This is a genomic window from Pseudolabrys sp., from assembly GCF_035943735.1.
Taxonomy (GTDB): Bacteria; Pseudomonadota; Alphaproteobacteria; order Rhizobiales; family Xanthobacteraceae; genus Pseudolabrys.
The window spans coordinates 264,620-281,700 of the sequence record NZ_DASZBV010000016.1; the positions used below are offsets into that span (position 1 = coordinate 264,620).

Genomic DNA, 17,081 nt, shown 5'->3' on the forward strand with positions numbered 1-17,081 from the left:
GCTGCGCATAGACGCGCCGCGCCTGCGCGGGCATGCTTCGCATGGCCGCACCGTCGCGGCCGCGCGGGACTTGGAATGGATACGTTCGATTACGTGATCGTCGGCGCCGGTTCCGCCGGCAGCGTGCTGGCCAACCGGTTGAGCGAGGACCAGGGCACCACAGTCTGCGTGCTGGAAGCGGGGCCGACCGACTGGCACCCATACATCCATCTGCCCGCCGGCTTCATCAAGACCTTCTACGATACGCGCATCAACTGGTGCTATGCGCAGGAGCCGGGCGAAGGCACCGCCGGCCGCCGCATCTTCTCGCCGCGCGGCAAGACGCTCGGCGGCTCATCGTCGATCAATGGCCACATCTATAACCGCGGCCAGCGCAGCGACTTCGACACCTGGGCGCAGTACGGCAACCGCTCGTGGGGGTATGCCGACGTGCTGCCCTACTTCCGGCGCATGGAGCGGCGCATCGGCGACGGCGAGGACACCTATCGCGGCCGTGACGGGGCGCTGACCGTCACCGACATCAACTGGCGCGATCCGCTGTGCGAGGCGTTCATCGCCGGCGCGGAGAGCCTCGGCATCCCCCGCAACAAGGACTACAACGGCACGACGCAGGAAGGCGTCGCCTACGCGCAGCGGACGATCCACAACGGCCGCCGCGTGTCCGCCGCCACCGCGTTTTTGCGGCCGGCGATGAAGCGGCCGAACGTGACCGTGCGCACGCACGCACACGTTTCGTGCATCGTGTTCGAGGGCCGGCGCGCGGTCGGCGTGCGCTACGCCAAAGGCGGCCGCGGCGGCGACATCACCGAGGTGCGCGCGCGCTGCGAGGTGATCCTCGCCGGCGGCGCCTATAATTCGCCGCAGCTGCTGCAATTGTCCGGCGTCGGGCCGGCGGCGCTGCTGCAGGCGCACGGCGTCGCCGTGCGTCACGCGCTCGAAGGCGTCGGCGAAGGCCTGCAGGACCATTACGCGCCGCGCTCGGTCGCGCGCGTCAAGAACGCCAAGTCGATCAACGAACGCGCGCGCGGACTTAATCTGGCGCTTGAAGCGCTGAAGTGGGGCTTCGCGCGCCGCGGCATCCTCGGCCTGTCGCCGACGCTGGTCTATTGCTTCTGGCATTCCGGCGAGACGGCGGAGACCTCCGACCTGCAGCTGACCTTCACGCCGGCGAGCTACAAGGAAGGCGAACAGGGCAAGCTCGAGGACGAGCCCGGCATGACCGTCGCCTCGTGGCAGCAGCGGCCGGAGAGCCGCGGCTATGTGCGCATCCGCTCGTCCGATCCGTTCGCGCCGCCGGAGATCCAGACCAACTATCTCGCCGCCGAGCTCGACAAGCGTGTCGTCGTCGCCGGCATGAAACTCGCGCGCCGCCTGCTCGCCTCGGCGCCGCTCGCGCCCTACACGGCCTTCGAGGACTATCCCGGCCCCAAGGTGCAAAGTGACGACGAGTTCCTCGCCGCCGCGGCCGCGCGCGGGCAGACCACGTTCCATCCCGGCTGCACCTGCCGCATGGGCCCGGCCACCGATCCGGCCGCCGTGGTCGACGACCGCCTGCGCGTGCACGGCCTCGAGGCCCTGCGCGTCGTCGACGCCTCGATCATGCCGCGCATGATCTCGGCCAATCTGAACGCCTCGACCTTGATGATCGCCGACAAGGCCTCCGACTTCATCCGCGGCCGGCCCGCGCCGGAGCCGGCGGCGGTATGACCACGCGGATGGACGCAAAGGCCGCGTCCCGGTAAACCGGACCGGTCATGAACCAGCCCGTCGTCATCGCCGAAGCGCCTGCCGCCTCTCCGGAGACGGTCACCACCGCCGGTCCGCCGGCGGCCGAGGCCGGCGGCATCCTGACGATCGACCTGGCGGCGATCGAAGCCAACTGGCGCGCGCTCGGCCGCCGCGCCATGCCCTCGGAATGCGCCGCCGTGGTCAAGGCCGACGGCTATGGCTGCGGCCTCGAGCCGGTCGGACGGCACCTCGCCCGCGCCGGCTGCCGCACCTTCTTCGTCGCCGATCTCTACGAGGCCCGCCGCCTGCGCGCCGTGGTTCCCGATGCGGCCATCTACGTCCTCAACGGCCTTTTGCCGAACACCACGGCCGGCTACGCCGAGGCCAATGCGCGGCCGGTGATCGGCAGCATGGTCGAACTGGCCGAGTGGGACGCCTTCTGCTCGGGACAGGACTGGCGCGGCGGCGCCGCCCTGCACATCGACACCGGCATGAACCGGCTCGGCATCTCCGCCGACGAGGCGGCGGCTTTGGCGCCGCGCATCCGCGCCGAGAACCACGGCATCACGCTCGTGCTCAGCCATCTCGCCTGCGCCGACACGCCCGACAATCCGGCGAACCAGAAACAGATAGCGCTCTTCCGCGAGGTGCGGCTTTTGTATCGCGGCATCCCCGCTTCGCTCGCCAATTCCTCCGGCATCTTCCTCGGCAACGGCGCGCATTGTGACATGGTGCGGCCGGGTGCGGCGCTCTACGGCGTCAATCCGATGCCGGGCAAGGCGAACCCGATGCGCCCGGTGGTCGAATTGAAGGCGCACGTCGTGCAGGTGCGCACCATCGGCAAGGGCGACGCCGTCGGCTATGGCGGCGCGTGGCGGTCGCGCCACGCCGCACGCCTCGCCGTGGTCGCGGTCGGCTATGGCGACGGTTACCTGCGCGCGGCGAGCGCGACCGACGAGGCGCCCGGCGCCGACGCGATCGTCGCCGGCAAGCGCTGCCCGCTGGCCGGCCGCATCTCGATGGACCTGATGGCGATCGATATTTCCGCGCTGCCCGAGAAGGCGGTGCGTCGCGGCGATCTCGTCACATTGATCGGCGACGAGGTCGACGTGGACCATCTCGCCAACCGCGCCGGCACCATCGGCTACGAGGTGCTGACCAGTCTCGGGCGCAGGTATCACCGGGTTTATCGGAATTAGCTATTCGGCCGTTTCAATTTTGCTCAGGCTACCGTTTGCGGATTTACAACTTCTGGTGTACATAGCTCTCCGTCGATGGCGGAGGAACCATGACCGAGACACTCAAAGTCATCGGCCATTTCATCTTTCAAATAATCGTCGGCGCTGTTCTTTTCGGTATTTTTGCCGGCGTTGCGACAATCATTTCTCTCGGAGCACATTGGATTGAGGGACTCGGGGCGCCATATGAGATTGTACTTGGGTGCCACGTAATCGAAATTTTGCTGTTTTTGGCGGATATGGTCTGTTTCGTGTTCTTTATTTTTGTGGAAGTTTGGAAACTCCTGAAGGAAATGGCGTTGGGTTTGAAAAAGGGAGGCGGCCATGTCTAGCAAGTCTGCCGGTACGCGCCCCCAGCGCACGTCTAAAAAAAGAGCTTCCGAGTCAGGACGATTTCTCGATGTCGTCAAGAAGGATATCCACGAGTCCGTCGATCTGTATTTTCGGCCGGTGAGAGTGCTCGCGAACGAGTTCACGAAGGCATCGGCGACACGCCCTAAACGGTCGCCCGGGACAGCCGGATAGGTCTTGATCTGGTTTCTGCTCGGTCGCTCAAAGTTGTTCGGGAGCAAAGCCCTGAGCGAGCCCCCTCCTCGACGCCGCCGGACGGCGAGTGTCCAAAAGTCGCTTTCTCTTAACGAATGTTCTTGTAATGTTCTCATGACGCCACTAGCGTCGGCCCGAGCATTTCAAGGCGATTCCCATGTCCAAGCGCGGTCTGACCTTCATCTGCCAGAACTGCGGCGCGGCCTATAACCGCTGGCAGGGCAAGTGCGAGGCCTGCGGCGACTGGAACACGCTCTCCGAGGAAGGCGCCGACCGCCCCGCCGGCCCCGGCCGCAAGCCCGGCAAAGGCCGCCTGTTCAAGCTCGAGGACCTGGCCGGCGACGCCACCGACGCTCCCCGCATCGCCTCGGGCATTGGCGAACTGGACCGCGTCACCGGCGGCGGCTTCGTCAAGGGCTCCGTGCTGCTGCTCGGCGGCGATCCCGGCATCGGCAAATCGACCCTCCTGATCCAGGCGACCGCGGCGCTCGCCCGCCTCGGCCAGCGCGCCGTCTACATCTCCGGCGAAGAGGCGGTGGCGCAGGTGCGCCTGCGCGCCGAGCGTCTGGGCCTGCGCGAGGCGGCGGTCGAGCTCGCCTCCGAAACCTCGGTCGAGGACATCATCGCCACCCTCTCCGAAGGCAAGACGCCGAAGCTCATCGTCATCGACTCGATCCAGACCATGTGGACCGACACGGTCGAATCCGCGCCCGGCACGGTGACGCAGGTGCGCGGCGCGGCGCAGGCGTTGATCCGCTTCGCCAAGCGCACCGGCGCGGCCATCATCCTCGTCGGCCACGTCACCAAGGACGGGCAGATTGCCGGCCCCCGCGTCGTCGAGCACATGGTCGACGCGGTGTTGTCCTTCGAGGGCGAAGGCTCGCACCAGTTCCGCATCCTGCGCGCCGTGAAGAACCGCTTCGGCCCGACCGACGAGATCGGCGTGTTCGAGATGACCGGCGCGGGACTTTGCGAAGTGACCAATCCGTCCGCGCTGTTTCTCTCCGAGCGCGACCTCGGCCAGCCTGGCACCGCCGTGTTCGCCGGCATGGAAGGCACGCGGCCGCTGCTGGTCGAGATCCAGGCGCTGGTCGCACCGTCCACGCTCGGTACGCCGCGCCGCTCGGTGGTCGGCTGGGATTCGAGCCGCCTGTCGATGGTGCTCGCCGTGCTGGAAGCCCATTGCGGCGTGCGCCTCGGTGGTCACGACGTCTATCTCAACGTCGCCGGCGGCATGCGCATCCAGGAGCCGGCGGCCGATATCGCCGCCGCCGCCGCGCTCGTCTCGTCGCTGGTCGACGCGCCGCTGCCGCCGCAGGCCGTGTATTTCGGCGAGGTATCGCTGTCCGGCGCGGTGCGCCCGGTGGCGCAGGCGGGGAGCCGTCTGAAGGAAGCGGCCAAGCTCGGTTTCACCGCCGCCGTGGTGCCGGAATCGGCGCGAGAGAGCGGCGATCCGGGCTTGCGGACAACGGAGATCGGCAATCTCGCCTCGCTGGTCGCCGATATCGCCGCACGTGGCCGCCGCAAAGCCGCCCAATCCGCCGGAGAAGACGGGTGACGGCAGGATGACGCCCCGCTATATAGCGGGCGTCAAAGCCGCCGCCGGCGATCGGCTCGGGGCCCTCGCCGGGCGCTAAAGGTTCAACGGATAGCATTCAGGTCGAGTTGCCGCCCGCATCGGGAGCCGCGGTATTGGCTTTGCTCCCGACTCAGCCCAAGCACTGTCAGGGCCGATGGCATCTCTCCGACGGAGCGCCTGCGCCGATGCCGATCACGCTGCTCGACGTCCTTCTGCTGGTCGTGATGCTGATCTCCGGCCTGCTGGCCATGATTCGCGGCTTCATGCGCGAAGTGCTGTCGATCGCCGCCTGGGGCATCGCGGCGGTGGTCACGCTGTGGGCCTTCCCGCGCGTCACCCCGCTGGTGCAGGGCTATTTCCCCAGCGATACGGTGTCGAAAGGCGTGTCGATCGGCGGCGTCTTCCTGCTGACTTTGATCATCGTCTCGATCGTCACCGTGCGCATTTCGGACATGGTGCTGGACAGCCGCGTCGGCGCCCTCGACCGCACCCTGGGCTTCCTGTTCGGCCTCGGCCGCGGCCTCCTCATCGTCGTGGTCGCCTTCATCTTCTTCGCCTGGCTGGTTCCCGACCGCAGCCAGCCGGACTGGGTGCGCGGGGCCAAGTCGAAAGTGGTGCTGCAAAGCACGGGACAATGGCTGATGTCGATGTTGCCGGATGACCCTGAAAGCACCATCTTGAAGAGGTTGAAGAAGCCGAAGCCCGACGATCAGGACGGCCCCGACGCCTCCGATCAGCAGCATTCGGAACTGACGCCGCCGGCCCTGCCGGCGGGCAACAGCGGAACCTGACGGCAATGCACACACGCCCGCAGACCCCCGAGCCGGCGCTTCCCCTCGATCTGGAGGCGGACCGGCTCCGCGAGGAATGCGGCGTCTTCGGCATCTTCGGCCATCCGGACGCTGCCGCCATCACCGCGCTCGGCCTGCACGCCTTGCAGCACCGCGGCCAGGAAGCGGCCGGTATCGTCTCCTTCGACGGCAAGCGCTTCCATTCCGAGCGGCGGCTCGGCCTCGTCGGCGACACGTTCGCCCGGCGCGAGGTGATCGACCGCCTGCCCGGCAACGCCGCCGTCGGCCATGTCCGCTATTCGACCACCGGCGAAACCATCCTGCGCAACGTGCAGCCGCTGTTCGCCGAGCTCGAAGGCGGCGGCTTCGCCATCGCGCACAACGGCAACCTCACCAACGGCATCTCGCTGCGCAAGGCGCTCGTCCATGACGGCGCCATGATGCAGTCGACCAGCGACACCGAAGTCATCCTGCATCTGGTGGCGCGGGCGCGGCGCAACCGCTTCGTCGACCGCTTCATCGAGGGCCTGCGCCAGCTCGAGGGCGCCTATGCCTTCGTCGGCATGACCAACAAGAAGCTGGTCGGCGCGCGCGACCCGCTCGGCATCCGGCCGCTGGTGATCGGCAAGCTCGACGGCTGCCCGATCCTCGCCTCGGAGACCTGCGCTCTCGACATCATCGGCGCGACCTATGTGCGCGACGTCGAGAACGGCGAAGTCGTCGTCTTCGACGAGGATGGCTTCCAGTCGCACAAGCCGTTCCCGCCGCAGGCGGCGCGGCCCTGCATCTTCGAATACATCTATTTCGCCCGCCCCGACTCGATCGTCGGCGGCCGCCCGGTCTACGACGTGCGCAAGGCGATGGGCGCGGAGCTGGCGCGCGAGGCGCCGGCCAATGCCGACGTGATCATTCCGGTGCCCGATTCGGGCGTGCCGGCTGCGGTCGGTTTCGCCCACGCTGCCGGCATCCCGTTCGAGCTCGGCATCATCCGCAATCACTATGTCGGCCGCACCTTCATCCAGCCGACGCAGGCGATCCGCGACCAGGGCGTGCGCATGAAGCACTCGGCCAACCGCGCGGTGGTCAACGGCAAGCGCATCGTGCTGGTCGACGATTCTATCGTGCGCGGCACCACCTCGCGCAAGATCGTGCAGATGATGCGCGAGGCCGGCGCCAAGGAGGTGCACTTCCGCATCTCCTCGCCGCCGATCAAGCACCCCGACTATTACGGCATCGACACGCCGGACGCCGAGAAGCTGCTGGCCGCCACGCACGACGTCGAGGGCATCCGCCAGTTCATCGGCGCCGACAGCCTCTCCTTCCTCTCGGTCGACGGCATCTACCGCGCCATGGGTTATCCGGGACGCGACAATGCGCGGCCACAGTTCACCGACCACTGCTTCACCGGCGATTATCCGACGGCACTCACCGACCTCAACGCCCAGCAGGCGAGCCCGCGGCAATTGTCGCTGCTGGCCGAGGCGATTTGATCAGCCAGACTTGACCTGCGTGGCTCCTCATGGTGAGGAGCGCCGAAGGCGCGTCTCGAACCATGAGGCCTCATCCTTCGAGACGGCGGCTTCGCCGCCTCTTCAGGATGAGGGTTAAACAATGAGCAAACCTCTCGCCGACCGCATCGCCCTCGTCACCGGCGCCTCGCGCGGCATCGGCGCCGAGCTCGCTTTGCTGCTGGCGCAGGCCGGCGCGCATGTCGTCGCGGTGGCGCGCACGGCCGGCGGCCTGGAAGAGCTCGACGACAAGATCAAGACGGCCGGCGGCACGGCCACGCTGGTGCCGGTCGATATGAAGGATGCCGACGGCATCGCCCGCCTCGCGCTGGCGCTCAACGAGCGCTACGGCAAGCTCGACGTCATGGTCGGCAATGCCGGCATCCTCGGGCCGCTGTCGCCGCTCGATCATGTCGAGCGCAAGGACTTCGAGAACAGCATGGCGGTCAACGTCACCGCCAACTGGTGGCTGATCCGCACCATGGACGCGTTGCTCAAGCGCTCGGATGCCGGCCGCGCAGTGTTCATCACCTCCGGCCTCTCCTGGCTCGGCCGCGCCTATACCGGCCCCTACGCCGCGGCGAAGGCCGCGCTCAACATGCTGGTGCAGACCTACGCCGCCGAGAGCGCGAACACGAGCGTCAAGGTCAACGCCTTCAGTCCGGGGCCGACGCGCACGCGCATGTATGCGGGCGGCTGGCCGGGCGTCGATCCGGCGACGCTGACGCCGCCGGAAGACGTGGCCAAGGCGATCGTGCCGCTGTGCCTGCCCGCGTGCAGCGAGAACGGCAAGGTGTGGGAGTATCGCAAGGGCCGGTTCTTGTCGTTCCGCGCGCCGGACTGATCTTCTCTCTCCCCGCGTGCGGGGCGCTCAATGCTTCCGCTTCGCCCGGCCTTCGAACGGGTTCGCCTTCTCCCGCAGCATCAGCCGGATCGGCGTGCCGGGCAGTTCGAACACGTCGCGCAATGAATTGACGAGATAGCGCTTGTAGGCGTCGGGCACGGCGTCGGCGCGCGTGCAGAACACGACGAAGCTCGGCGGCCGCGCCTTGGCCTGCGTGATGTAATTGAGCCTGAGCCGCCGCCCCGACACCGCCGGCGGCGGGTTGGCGGAGACAGCCTCCTCGAACCAGCGATTGAGCGCGCTGGTCGGCACGCGCCGGTTCCACACCTCATAGGCGTCGACGATCGCCTGCATCAGCCGGTCGAGCCCCTCGCCGGTGAGGCCCGAGACCGCGACCAGCGGCACGCCCTTCATCTGCGTCAGCTTCTCGTCCGCCTGCTGCTTCAATTTGCCGATGGCGCCGGGCGTGTGCTCTTTCAAATCCCATTTGTTGACGGCGATGACGATGGCGCGGCCTTCCTGCTCCACCAGGTCGGCGATGCGCTGGTCCTGCTCCTCGAAGGCGTTGTCGACGTCGAGCAGCACCACCACCACTTCGGCGAAGCGCACCGCGTTGAGCGCGTCGGCCACCGACAGTTTCTCCAGCTTCTCCTCCACGCGCGAGCGCCGCCGCAGCCCGGCGGTGTCGTAGAGCTGAAACGGCTGGCCATGCCAGGCGAGATCGACGGCGATGGAGTCACGGGTGATGCCCGCCTCCGGGCCGGTGAGCAGCCGCTCCTCGCCGATGAGCCGGTTGATGAGCGTCGACTTGCCGGCGTTCGGCCGGCCGACGATGGCGACGCGGATCGCGTGCGGACCGCGCGTCTCGGCTTCGGCCTCGTGGCGCTGCGCGGCAGTCTGCTCCGGCAACGCGGCCACCAGCGCATCATAGAGGTCGACCATGCCCTCGTCGTGCTCGGCCGAGATCGCCACCGGTTCACCGAGGCCGAGCTCGTAGGCCTGCAGCCGCCGCTCCTCGGCGTGCCGGCCTTCGCTCTTGTTGGCGACAAGCACGGTCGGCTTGCCGGCTCGGCGCACGATCTGGGCGAATGCGTGGTCGGTGGGCGTCGGTCCGGCGCGGGTGTCGATCATGAAGAGGATCGCGTCGGCCTGGCCGATGGCGGTTTCGGTCTGCGCCCGCATGCGACCGGACAGGCTCTCCGGCGCGGACTCCTCAAGCCCCGCTGTGTCGATGACGGTGAACTCGAGGTCGCCGAGCCGCGCCTCGCCTTCGCGGCGGTCGCGGGTCACGCCCGGCCGATCGTCGACCAGCGCCAGGCGGCGGCCGACGAGACGGTTGAACAAGGTGGATTTGCCGACATTCGGCCGGCCGACGATGGCGACGGTGAAGCTCATGCGGCCCTATCTAGCCGGTGCAAGCGCAAAACGCACCGTGTTCGGTGACGGCGGTCGCCGTCCCGTGCGCGGGACCCGTTGGGACCGCTGCTCTACTGCTTGCTGAAGGTGCCCGGAGGCGGCGCCGACGGCCACGGCGCCGGCACCGACTGCTGCTGGTCCGGCCATGGCGACGGCGCCTGCTGCTGGGCCTGGGCGGGGGCCGGCTGCGCCTGTGCCGGCTGCACTGCCGGCTTCGGCGCGATGCGCACGCGTGTCGGCTTCGGACGGGCGGCGACGCGCTTCTTCGGTTTCGCCTTCGGTTTTTCCTTCGCCTGCTCGGCGGCCGGCGGCTCCGCGGAGGCTGTCTGCGCGTTCGGCGAGCCTGCGGGCTGCGTCGTCAGCGGCCCCATGGGAACGGCCGCCCCAGGCTGCTGGGCGAGATTGCCCTTCATGTATTCCGGCGGAATGCCCTGCTCCACGCCCGGCACGCCGTTCGGAAACAGCGCCTCGCGCTTGCCGGGCAGCGGCTTCTTCTGGTTGAGGCCGAGCACGTCGAGCTTGTCCATGTCGAGCTCGCCGTCGGCGCAGCCCGCCACCATCGGCGCAACACCGATCAGCAGCATCGCCACCGTCACAACGCGGGAAATGCGGCGCATGAAACGTCCTCAGCTCTTGTCGTTGCCGGCGATCAGCGCGCTCAGCATGTCGGCGCGCGAGCGGATCGACGGCGGCGTTTCCGCGTCGGCCGACATCATGCCGAGATATTTCTTGGCGGCGGCCACGTCGTTGTTGCGCCAGGCCGAGAGCGCCAGCAGGTCGCGCGCGCTGTGGCGGAAGGCGCGGTTTGAATCGGCGAGCGGCACCAGCCGCTTCTGCATCTCCGCCAGCGGGGCGGCGTCGACCACGAGATAGCCGGCGCGGATCGAGGCGAGATCCTGCCAGGCCTGCGTCAGCGACGGATCGGCCGCCAGCGCGTCATAGGCCTTCAGCGCCTCGTCCTTCTTGCCCGCCTGCGCCAGCGAAGCGGCGGCGCGGAAGCGCGCCAGGATGCGATAGCCGCCCGGCGCCTCGGCGGCGACCTTGGCGAAGGCCTTCTCGGCGTCGGCCGCCTTGCCCTGCTCGCTCAGGGTGACCGCGGTTTCGAACTCTCTGCCGGCGATCGCCGCTTGACGGGCGATATACCAGTCGTAGCCGCGCCAGCCGCCGACGCCCACCACGATGAGAACGCAGACGCCGACGATCAGCCAGCTGTAGCGCTCCCAAATCTGGGCCAGCCGCTCGCGCCGGACTTCCTCGTCGACTTCGTGAAAGATGTCGGCCACGCCGCTCTCCCGGTTTCGCGCGTCGCCGTTTCGACCCCCCGCGCAGGGTTACCCCGTAAGGCAGCCATGTGGCACAGGCAAGGCACGGCCGGCAAGTCTTTGATTTTGAAGGGCGGGAGGCGGTCGGAACCAGCCGGTCTCAGCCTTTGGGCACCTTCATCGGATAGACGTGCTGCGGCCCGGGGAAGGCCCGCGAGCGGACCTCGGCGGCGTAATCGGCGATCGCCTTGTCGATGCCGGGGCCGAGCTCGCCGTAGCGCTTGACGAATTTCGGCACCCGCGGCGACAGGCCGAGCATGTCCTCCATCACCAGCACCTGCCCGTCACAGGCGTTACTGGCGCCGATGCCGATGGTCGGGATCGGCACCGCCCCCGTCAGCTTGCGGGCGAGCGGCTCGGCCACCGCCTCGATCACCACCGAGAAGGCGCCGGCCTGCGACACGGCAAGCGTGTCCTGCTCGATCGGGCCCCAGTCGGCCTCGTCGCGCCCCTGCGCGCGGAACGAGCCGATCGTGTTGATCGACTGCGGCGTCAGGCCGACATGCGCCATAACCGGCACGCCGCGCTCGACCAAGAAGCGGATGGTCTCGGCCATGCGCTTGCCGCCTTCCAGCTTGATGGCGCCGCAGCCGGTCTCCTTGAGCACGCGCACCGCGCTCATGAACGCCTGCTCCTTCGACGCTTCGTAAGAGCCGAACGGCATATCCACCACGACGAGCGCGCGCCGCGAGCCGCGCATCACCGCGCGCCCCTGCAGGATCATCATGTCGAGCGTCACCGGCACGGTGGTCTCGAGGCCGTGCATCACCATGCCGAGCGAGTCGCCGACGAGAATGACGTCGCAATGCTTGTCGGCGATCGACGCGGTGTGCGCGTGATACGAGGTGAGCATGACGATCGGCTCGCCGCCCTTGCGCGCGCGGATATCGGGCGCGGTCAACCGGCGCATATCGCTCTGCACGGACATCGTTGCTTACCTCGTGAAGACCGGCACGCCGATGACGTGCGGATGAAACCAGAAGCCGAGGGCGAGATAGAGTGCGACACCGGCGACGACGACGAAGACGTCGTTCAGCCACGACGCCGGCGCCGCCGGCAACACCACATCGGCGCGATGCTTCGCGGCGATGCGTGCATAGACCGCCCAGGCGAGCAGCGCGCCGAACATGATCATCGAGCCGAGATCGCCGTTCACCAGCAGGTGGGCGAAGGCCCAGATCTTGACCGCAAGGAGCAGCGGAAACTTGCTCCAGGCGCGAATGTGGCTCGGCACCAGCCAGGCTACGAGCACGATCGCCGCGATGAGCATCAGGCCGAGCGTGATGTGGCGCATAAACGGCGGCGGCGACCACAACTGCGTCCATTCGGTCGCGCGGTAGTCCGCATAGCCCCAGGCGATCAGCGCCACGCCGACGAGCGCAAGGACGCCGAAGATCGTGTGGTAGACGGGCTTGCCGAGGCGCGCGATCGCTGCCGCGCGCGCGTCGCGGAAGGTCACTATCAGATGGCTGGCGATGAATACCGCCAGGCCGAGAACGAGGACGGCCAATCCCATGTCGCGTGTCCCGCGCGATTGCCCAAACGCTCGCCGCCGCAGTAGAGGATAGACGCGGCCAATGCAAGCCGCGGTTCCGCATGGGAATTCGGCGATGGCCGCAACCGCCGGCTTTGTCACAGAGCCAGAACGTCGCACGCCGGTCGGCGGCGAGTACGACGTTGTTGTCCTCGGCGGCGGGCCCGCCGGCATCGCCGCCGCCGCCGGCGCCGCCGGCCACGGCCGCAGGACGCTGCTGGTCGAGCGCTACGGCTTCCTCGGCGGCATGGGCACCGCCGCCGGCGTCACCAATTTCTGCGGCCTGCACGCCAACGTGTTCGGCGACATTCGCCAGGTTGTGCACGGCGTCGCCGACGACCTCATCGGCCGCATCGACCGGCTCGGCGGCCTGAACGCGCCGCATCTCGTGCTCGGCAAGACCCATGCGCAGGCCTACGACACCGCCGCCTACAAAATTGCTGCCGACGATCTCCTCGTCTCACGCGGCGTCGACATCCTGTTTCACGCGTTCGCCGTCGGCGTCGTCATGGCGCGCGGCGGACGCATCGAGGCGCTGCTCGTCGAGACGAAGTCCGGCCGCATGGCGATGCGGGCGCAGGTGTTCGTCGACTGCTCAGGCGACGGCGATCTCGCCGCATTCGCCGGCGCACGCTTCGACAAGGACGACATGCTCTATCCGAGCATGATGTTCCGCGTGAACAACGTCGATCCGGACAAGGCCGGCGAAGCCTGGAAGAGCGTGCCGGCGCTGATGCAGGAGGCCGAGAAGCGCGGCGTCGCCTTCCCGCGCAAGGGCGCGATCATAAGGCCGCAGAAGCACACCAGCGAATGGCGCGTGAACGTCACGCAGGTGAAGGACGCCGACGGCCGCCCGATCGACGGCACCGACGCGCGCGCCCTGAGCGCCGGCGAGATCGATGGCCGCCGGCAGGCGCGCGCCTTCTTCGACTTCCTCAAGCGCGAGGCGCCCGGCTTTGCCGACGCCTATATCGTCGACATTCCGCCGCAGCTCGGCATCCGCGAGACGCGCCGCATCAAGGGCCTCGCCACGCTCACGGGTGACGACGTCACCGCCTGCGCCGATTTCGCCGACACGATCGGCGTCAACGGCTGGCCGCTGGAGATGCATGTCGCCGGCGACGTGGTCTGGCGCTGGCCGGACATCCCCGGATCGCGCGGCTTCAACCAACTCCCCTATCGCATGCTGGTGCCAACGACCGAAACCGGCGCGCCGTTCGACAACCTGCTCGTCGCCGGCCGCTGCGGCTCGATGACGCACGAAGGCCAGTCGGCGGCGCGCGTGTCGGGCGCCTGCTTCGTCATGGGCGAAGCCGCCGGCACCGCCGCGCACCTGGCGCTTGCCGGCAATCGCGCCTGCGCCGATGTTAGCATTTCGAACCTGCAAGAAACGCTGGAAGGCGGCGGCGTCTATCTCGGCCGCAACGTCTGACCCTGGAGGATTGAGGCAATGCTCAAGAAGATCGCTCTCGCCGCCGCACTGTTCGTCGCCGCCGCGGCCCCCGCGCCGGCGCAGACCTGGCCGGCCAAGATCGTGCACATCATGGTGCCGTTCGGCCCCGGCTCGACCCCCGACATCGTCGCGCGCATCATCGCCGACGGGCTGAAGAAGGAATATCCCGACAGCGCCTTCGTGGTGGAGAACAAGCCCGGAGCCTCGGGCAATATCGGCACCGACGCCGTGGCGAAGGCGGCGCCCGACGGCGGCACCATCGGCGTGTCGATCGGCGGCCCGCTCGCCATCAACACGCTGCTGTTCTCGAAGCTGCCCTACGATCCGAAGAAGGACATCACCGCGGTCACGCAGCTCATCACCCAGCCGAGCGCGCTCGCGGTCAATCCCGACCTGAAGGTCAACACGGTCCAGGACCTCGTCACGCTGATCAAGGCCAATCCGGGCAAATACAATTTCGCCTCGATCGGCAACGGCTCGCTGTCGCATCTCGCGATGGAGGCGATCGCCATCAAGGCCGGCACGCGGCTCGTGCACCTGCCCTATCCGTCGTCGCCGCAGGCGGTGACCGCCATCATCCGCAACGACGCGCAGATGGGCTGCCTGCCGGCAATCTCGGTGGTGCCGCAGGCAAAAGCGGGCAAGCTGAAGATCCTCGCCGTCTCGACGGCGAAGCGCTCGCCTTATCTGCCCGATGTGCCGACGCTGAAGGAGAGCGGCATCGACGTCGAGGCCGACGCCTGGATGGGCCTGATCGCGCCGGGCGGCATGCCGAAGCCGATGGTCGACAGGATCAACAAGGACGTCGTCGCCATCATCAAACAGCCGGACGTCAAGCAGAAGCTCGGCGCCACCTTGATGGAGCCGGTCGGTTCGTCGCCGGAGGATTTCCGCGCGCTGATCGACCGCGAGGTCGCCCGCTGGGCGCCGGTCATCAAGGCGGCGAACGTGAAGGTGAACTAGCGCCCGCTGCTCAGGGTTCGAGCGGCGGCACGCTCAGCCGCTCGGCCATGGCAAGAGCGAACGCGCCGAGAAACGCCGCGGTGAAGACCCAGGCGAACAGGTCCGCCACGAAGGTGGCGGTGGCTGCATCGGGTTCGCCGAAGCGAATGATGGCCACCGTCCCGCCGATAATGGCGGCGGGAAGCGAAACGGCCATGAGCCCGCCCAGTACGAGCTCGGTCGTCTGCCGCAAAGATGTCTGTGCCATTCCGTGCCCCCACAAGCGCGTTCATGACGATTGCGCGGTGGACGCTAGCACGTTGGCGCGCGGGATTAGGGCAGCAGGGCTTACGTAACGCGGCCTAAAGCGACCTCCCCCGCGTCCCAGGCGCACTTCGTCATGGCCGGGCTTGCCCTGCCATGCACGCTGCTCGCTGCGTCGCGCACACCTCGCCGCGGATCGACCGGCCGCCTGCCGCCGGATCACTGGACAATGTCCACCTTGGCGCCTGTGACCGGCTTCATGTAGCGCGACACGCGATTTCGTCCGCCGCCCTTGGCCGCGTAAAGCGCGAGGTCGGCCGCCGTGGTCAGTTCGTCTGCCGAACCGGCCAATTCCGGAAACGCGGCAACACCGATACTGATGGTGATCCTGATGTCCTGGTCTTTGCCGCTGCCGAAAGCGGTCTGCTCCACCACATCCCTCAGCCGTTCCGCGACCTCGACAGCCGCCTCCGCCCCGAATTCCGGGACGATAATGGCGAATTCCTCGCCGCCGTAACGACACACACTGTTTTCGCGGCGCATGGAGTCCTTAAGCACAACCCCCATTCGCCGCAGCACCCGATCGCCGACCATGTGGCCATATCGATCGTTTATCTTCTTGAAGTAATCGATGTCGACGATCAACAAGGACACCGGCCGGCCGTGGCGTTGCGCGCGGGCGATCTCGTTGTTCAGGATCGAAACATACATTTTATGGTTATAGAGACCGGTCAACGGATCGAGCGTGGCAAGCTGTTCGAGCCGCTGCTGATTATCCTCAATGCGCCGTCCGAGCCAGCCGACGAGGCGATAGAAAAGGACGAACAAGAGGATGCCGCCGGCCAGATAGGCGATGCCGCCGAGCAGAAGCGCAAGTCGGGCGGTGTCAATCTCGTGCGACACGTCGACGAGCAAGGCGACCGTGGCGACGGGACGGCCGCCGACGTCCTGGATCGGGACAAACAGCGGCCGGTAATAGGTTTGCCCGACCTGAATGACCGGCTCGTCCGGAGCGGTCTCCAACTGATCGGTCTCGATTCGTTTCGCCAGTTCCGGCGGGATTTGCGGAAGCGACTGGCTACTCACCACGTAACGGGGGAACTGTCCCCAGTCGGGCGTCCGCCCGAACACACGCATACCCTCCTCCCAACCGGCCCGATCCAGGAGGTCCTTTTTGACGAGGACGAAACCTTGGGCGCCGAGCGATTTGCGGATGCGCTCGACGGCTTCGGGGGTCTCCATGCCAAGCTCGACATAGCCCAGCAGACGCTGCGTCCGCTCTTCGAACCAAGGCTGGACCACGCGCAGTGTAAAGGTTCCGATCGGCCCAAGCTCGACACCGTGCGCCGTCGCACCGGTGCGTTCGGCCAACATCGTGGTGACGCGGTTGATGACATCGCCGTAGCGCTGCGGCTCATGCACCCGCAGCAGGTTCACGCGATCGGGGCCTTCGAAATACAAATGGGTGATGCCATAGGTCCGCTTCATCTTGGCGAACAACGGCGCGACGTGCTCGAGCAGTTCCTGGCGGTCCTTGCGCGCCAATGCGTCGCGCAAGTTGTCGTCATGCGAGAGGATATCCAGCGCCGTTTCCAGCGCGTGCGCGTGTTGTTCGATCGTGTCGCTGTAAAGCTCGATCGCCGACAGGCGCAGATGAATGCCGCCGACGCCGGTGCTGCGGTGTGTGAATTGGTAAACGCCGACGATCGGCACGATCTCGGTGATCAGGATTGCGATCACCAGCGGCACGAGAAAGTAAAGCCGCAACCGGTTTGTCTCGCGGCCGGGGCGCGAGGCGCCGGGCACGGCGCGTTCAAAGCCGGGCACCGTATCGGGGGTTTCCTGCATAGTTCCAATCGCAGACTGGTCGGAAACCGCTACCTAGCATCGGCCGCGGAGGAGCCGATTGACTTACG

The 17,081-nt window shown here is 67.5% G+C and carries 16 protein-coding genes; 9 read left to right on the forward strand and 7 right to left on the reverse strand.

All coding sequences use genetic code 11. The features are described from left to right. The first annotated feature begins 75 nt into the window (after window positions 1-75). From VGV41_RS09595 to VGV41_RS09625, 7 genes are all read left to right on the forward strand, one after another. Entirely contained in the window at window positions 76-1,707 is a 1,632-nt protein-coding gene (locus tag VGV41_RS09595) for a GMC family oxidoreductase (RefSeq protein ID WP_326863584.1), read from the forward strand. 47 nt (window positions 1,708-1,754) lie between these two features. Next, complete coding sequence (alr, locus tag VGV41_RS09600; protein ID WP_326863586.1) at window positions 1,755-2,927, forward strand: alanine racemase; 1,173 nt, start codon at window positions 1,755-1,757, stop codon at window positions 2,925-2,927. A gap of 89 nt (window positions 2,928-3,016) precedes the next feature. Beyond that, complete coding sequence (locus VGV41_RS09605) at window positions 3,017-3,298, forward strand: hypothetical protein (protein WP_326863587.1); 282 nt, start codon at window positions 3,017-3,019, stop codon at window positions 3,296-3,298. Window positions 3,299-3,669: 371 nt separating this feature from the next. Beyond that, entirely contained in the window at window positions 3,670-5,070 is a 1,401-nt protein-coding gene (radA, locus tag VGV41_RS09610) for a DNA repair protein RadA (RefSeq protein WP_326863588.1), read from the forward strand. A gap of 206 nt (window positions 5,071-5,276) precedes the next feature. After that, window positions 5,277-5,882 (forward strand): CvpA family protein, encoded by a 606-nt coding sequence (locus VGV41_RS09615; RefSeq protein WP_326863589.1) that lies wholly within the window; start codon window positions 5,277-5,279, stop codon window positions 5,880-5,882. A 5-nt stretch (window positions 5,883-5,887) separates the two neighbouring features. Beyond that, window positions 5,888-7,372, forward strand: a complete 1,485-nt coding sequence (gene purF / locus VGV41_RS09620; RefSeq protein WP_326863590.1) for an amidophosphoribosyltransferase — start codon at window positions 5,888-5,890, stop codon at window positions 7,370-7,372. A 121-nt stretch (window positions 7,373-7,493) separates the two neighbouring features. Further along, window positions 7,494-8,234, forward strand: coding sequence for an SDR family NAD(P)-dependent oxidoreductase (locus VGV41_RS09625; RefSeq protein ID WP_326863591.1), 741 nt, complete (start codon window positions 7,494-7,496; stop codon window positions 8,232-8,234). A 27-nt stretch (window positions 8,235-8,261) separates the two neighbouring features. On the opposite strand, the gene der is transcribed toward VGV41_RS09625, so the two are convergent. From der to VGV41_RS09650, 5 genes are all read right to left on the reverse strand, one after another. After that, window positions 8,262-9,629 carry a ribosome biogenesis GTPase Der gene (gene der, locus VGV41_RS09630; protein WP_326863592.1) on the reverse strand — a complete coding sequence of 456 codons (1,368 nt, stop codon included), beginning with the start codon at window positions 9,627-9,629 and terminating at the stop codon, window positions 8,262-8,264. A 92-nt stretch (window positions 9,630-9,721) separates the two neighbouring features. Continuing rightward, window positions 9,722-10,267 (reverse strand): hypothetical protein, encoded by a 546-nt coding sequence (locus VGV41_RS09635; protein WP_326863593.1) that lies wholly within the window; start codon window positions 10,265-10,267, stop codon window positions 9,722-9,724. 9 nt (window positions 10,268-10,276) lie between these two features. Then, complete coding sequence (locus VGV41_RS09640; protein ID WP_326863594.1) at window positions 10,277-10,933, reverse strand: tetratricopeptide repeat protein; 657 nt, start codon at window positions 10,931-10,933, stop codon at window positions 10,277-10,279. A 139-nt stretch (window positions 10,934-11,072) separates the two neighbouring features. Continuing rightward, the gene (panB, locus tag VGV41_RS09645) at window positions 11,073-11,900 is read right to left on the reverse strand and encodes a 3-methyl-2-oxobutanoate hydroxymethyltransferase (protein WP_326863595.1); all 828 of its coding nucleotides are present in this window, start codon (window positions 11,898-11,900) and stop codon (window positions 11,073-11,075) included. A 6-nt stretch (window positions 11,901-11,906) separates the two neighbouring features. Further along, on the reverse strand, window positions 11,907-12,488 hold the full coding sequence (locus VGV41_RS09650; protein WP_326863596.1) for an NnrU family protein: 582 nt from the start codon (window positions 12,486-12,488) through the stop codon (window positions 11,907-11,909). Window positions 12,489-12,582: 94 nt separating this feature from the next. Between VGV41_RS09650 and VGV41_RS09655 the strand changes: the two genes are divergently transcribed. Together VGV41_RS09655 and VGV41_RS09660 are read left to right on the forward strand one after the other, a co-directional pair. Beyond that, complete coding sequence (locus tag VGV41_RS09655) at window positions 12,583-13,938, forward strand: FAD-dependent oxidoreductase (protein WP_326863597.1); 1,356 nt, start codon at window positions 12,583-12,585, stop codon at window positions 13,936-13,938. 18 nt (window positions 13,939-13,956) lie between these two features. Further along, window positions 13,957-14,922: a tripartite tricarboxylate transporter substrate binding protein gene (locus VGV41_RS09660; RefSeq protein WP_326863598.1), complete on the forward strand. Its 966-nt coding sequence runs from the start codon at window positions 13,957-13,959 to the stop codon at window positions 14,920-14,922. A 10-nt stretch (window positions 14,923-14,932) separates the two neighbouring features. On the opposite strand, the gene VGV41_RS09665 is transcribed toward VGV41_RS09660, so the two are convergent. Together VGV41_RS09665 and VGV41_RS09670 are read right to left on the reverse strand one after the other, a co-directional pair. Then, a complete protein-coding gene (locus tag VGV41_RS09665; protein ID WP_326863599.1) occupies window positions 14,933-15,118 on the reverse strand; it encodes a hypothetical protein in 186 nt (61 codons plus the stop codon). A gap of 266 nt (window positions 15,119-15,384) precedes the next feature. Continuing rightward, complete coding sequence (locus VGV41_RS09670) at window positions 15,385-17,013, reverse strand: diguanylate cyclase (RefSeq protein WP_326863600.1); 1,629 nt, start codon at window positions 17,011-17,013, stop codon at window positions 15,385-15,387. Window positions 17,014-17,081 lie beyond the last annotated feature (68 nt).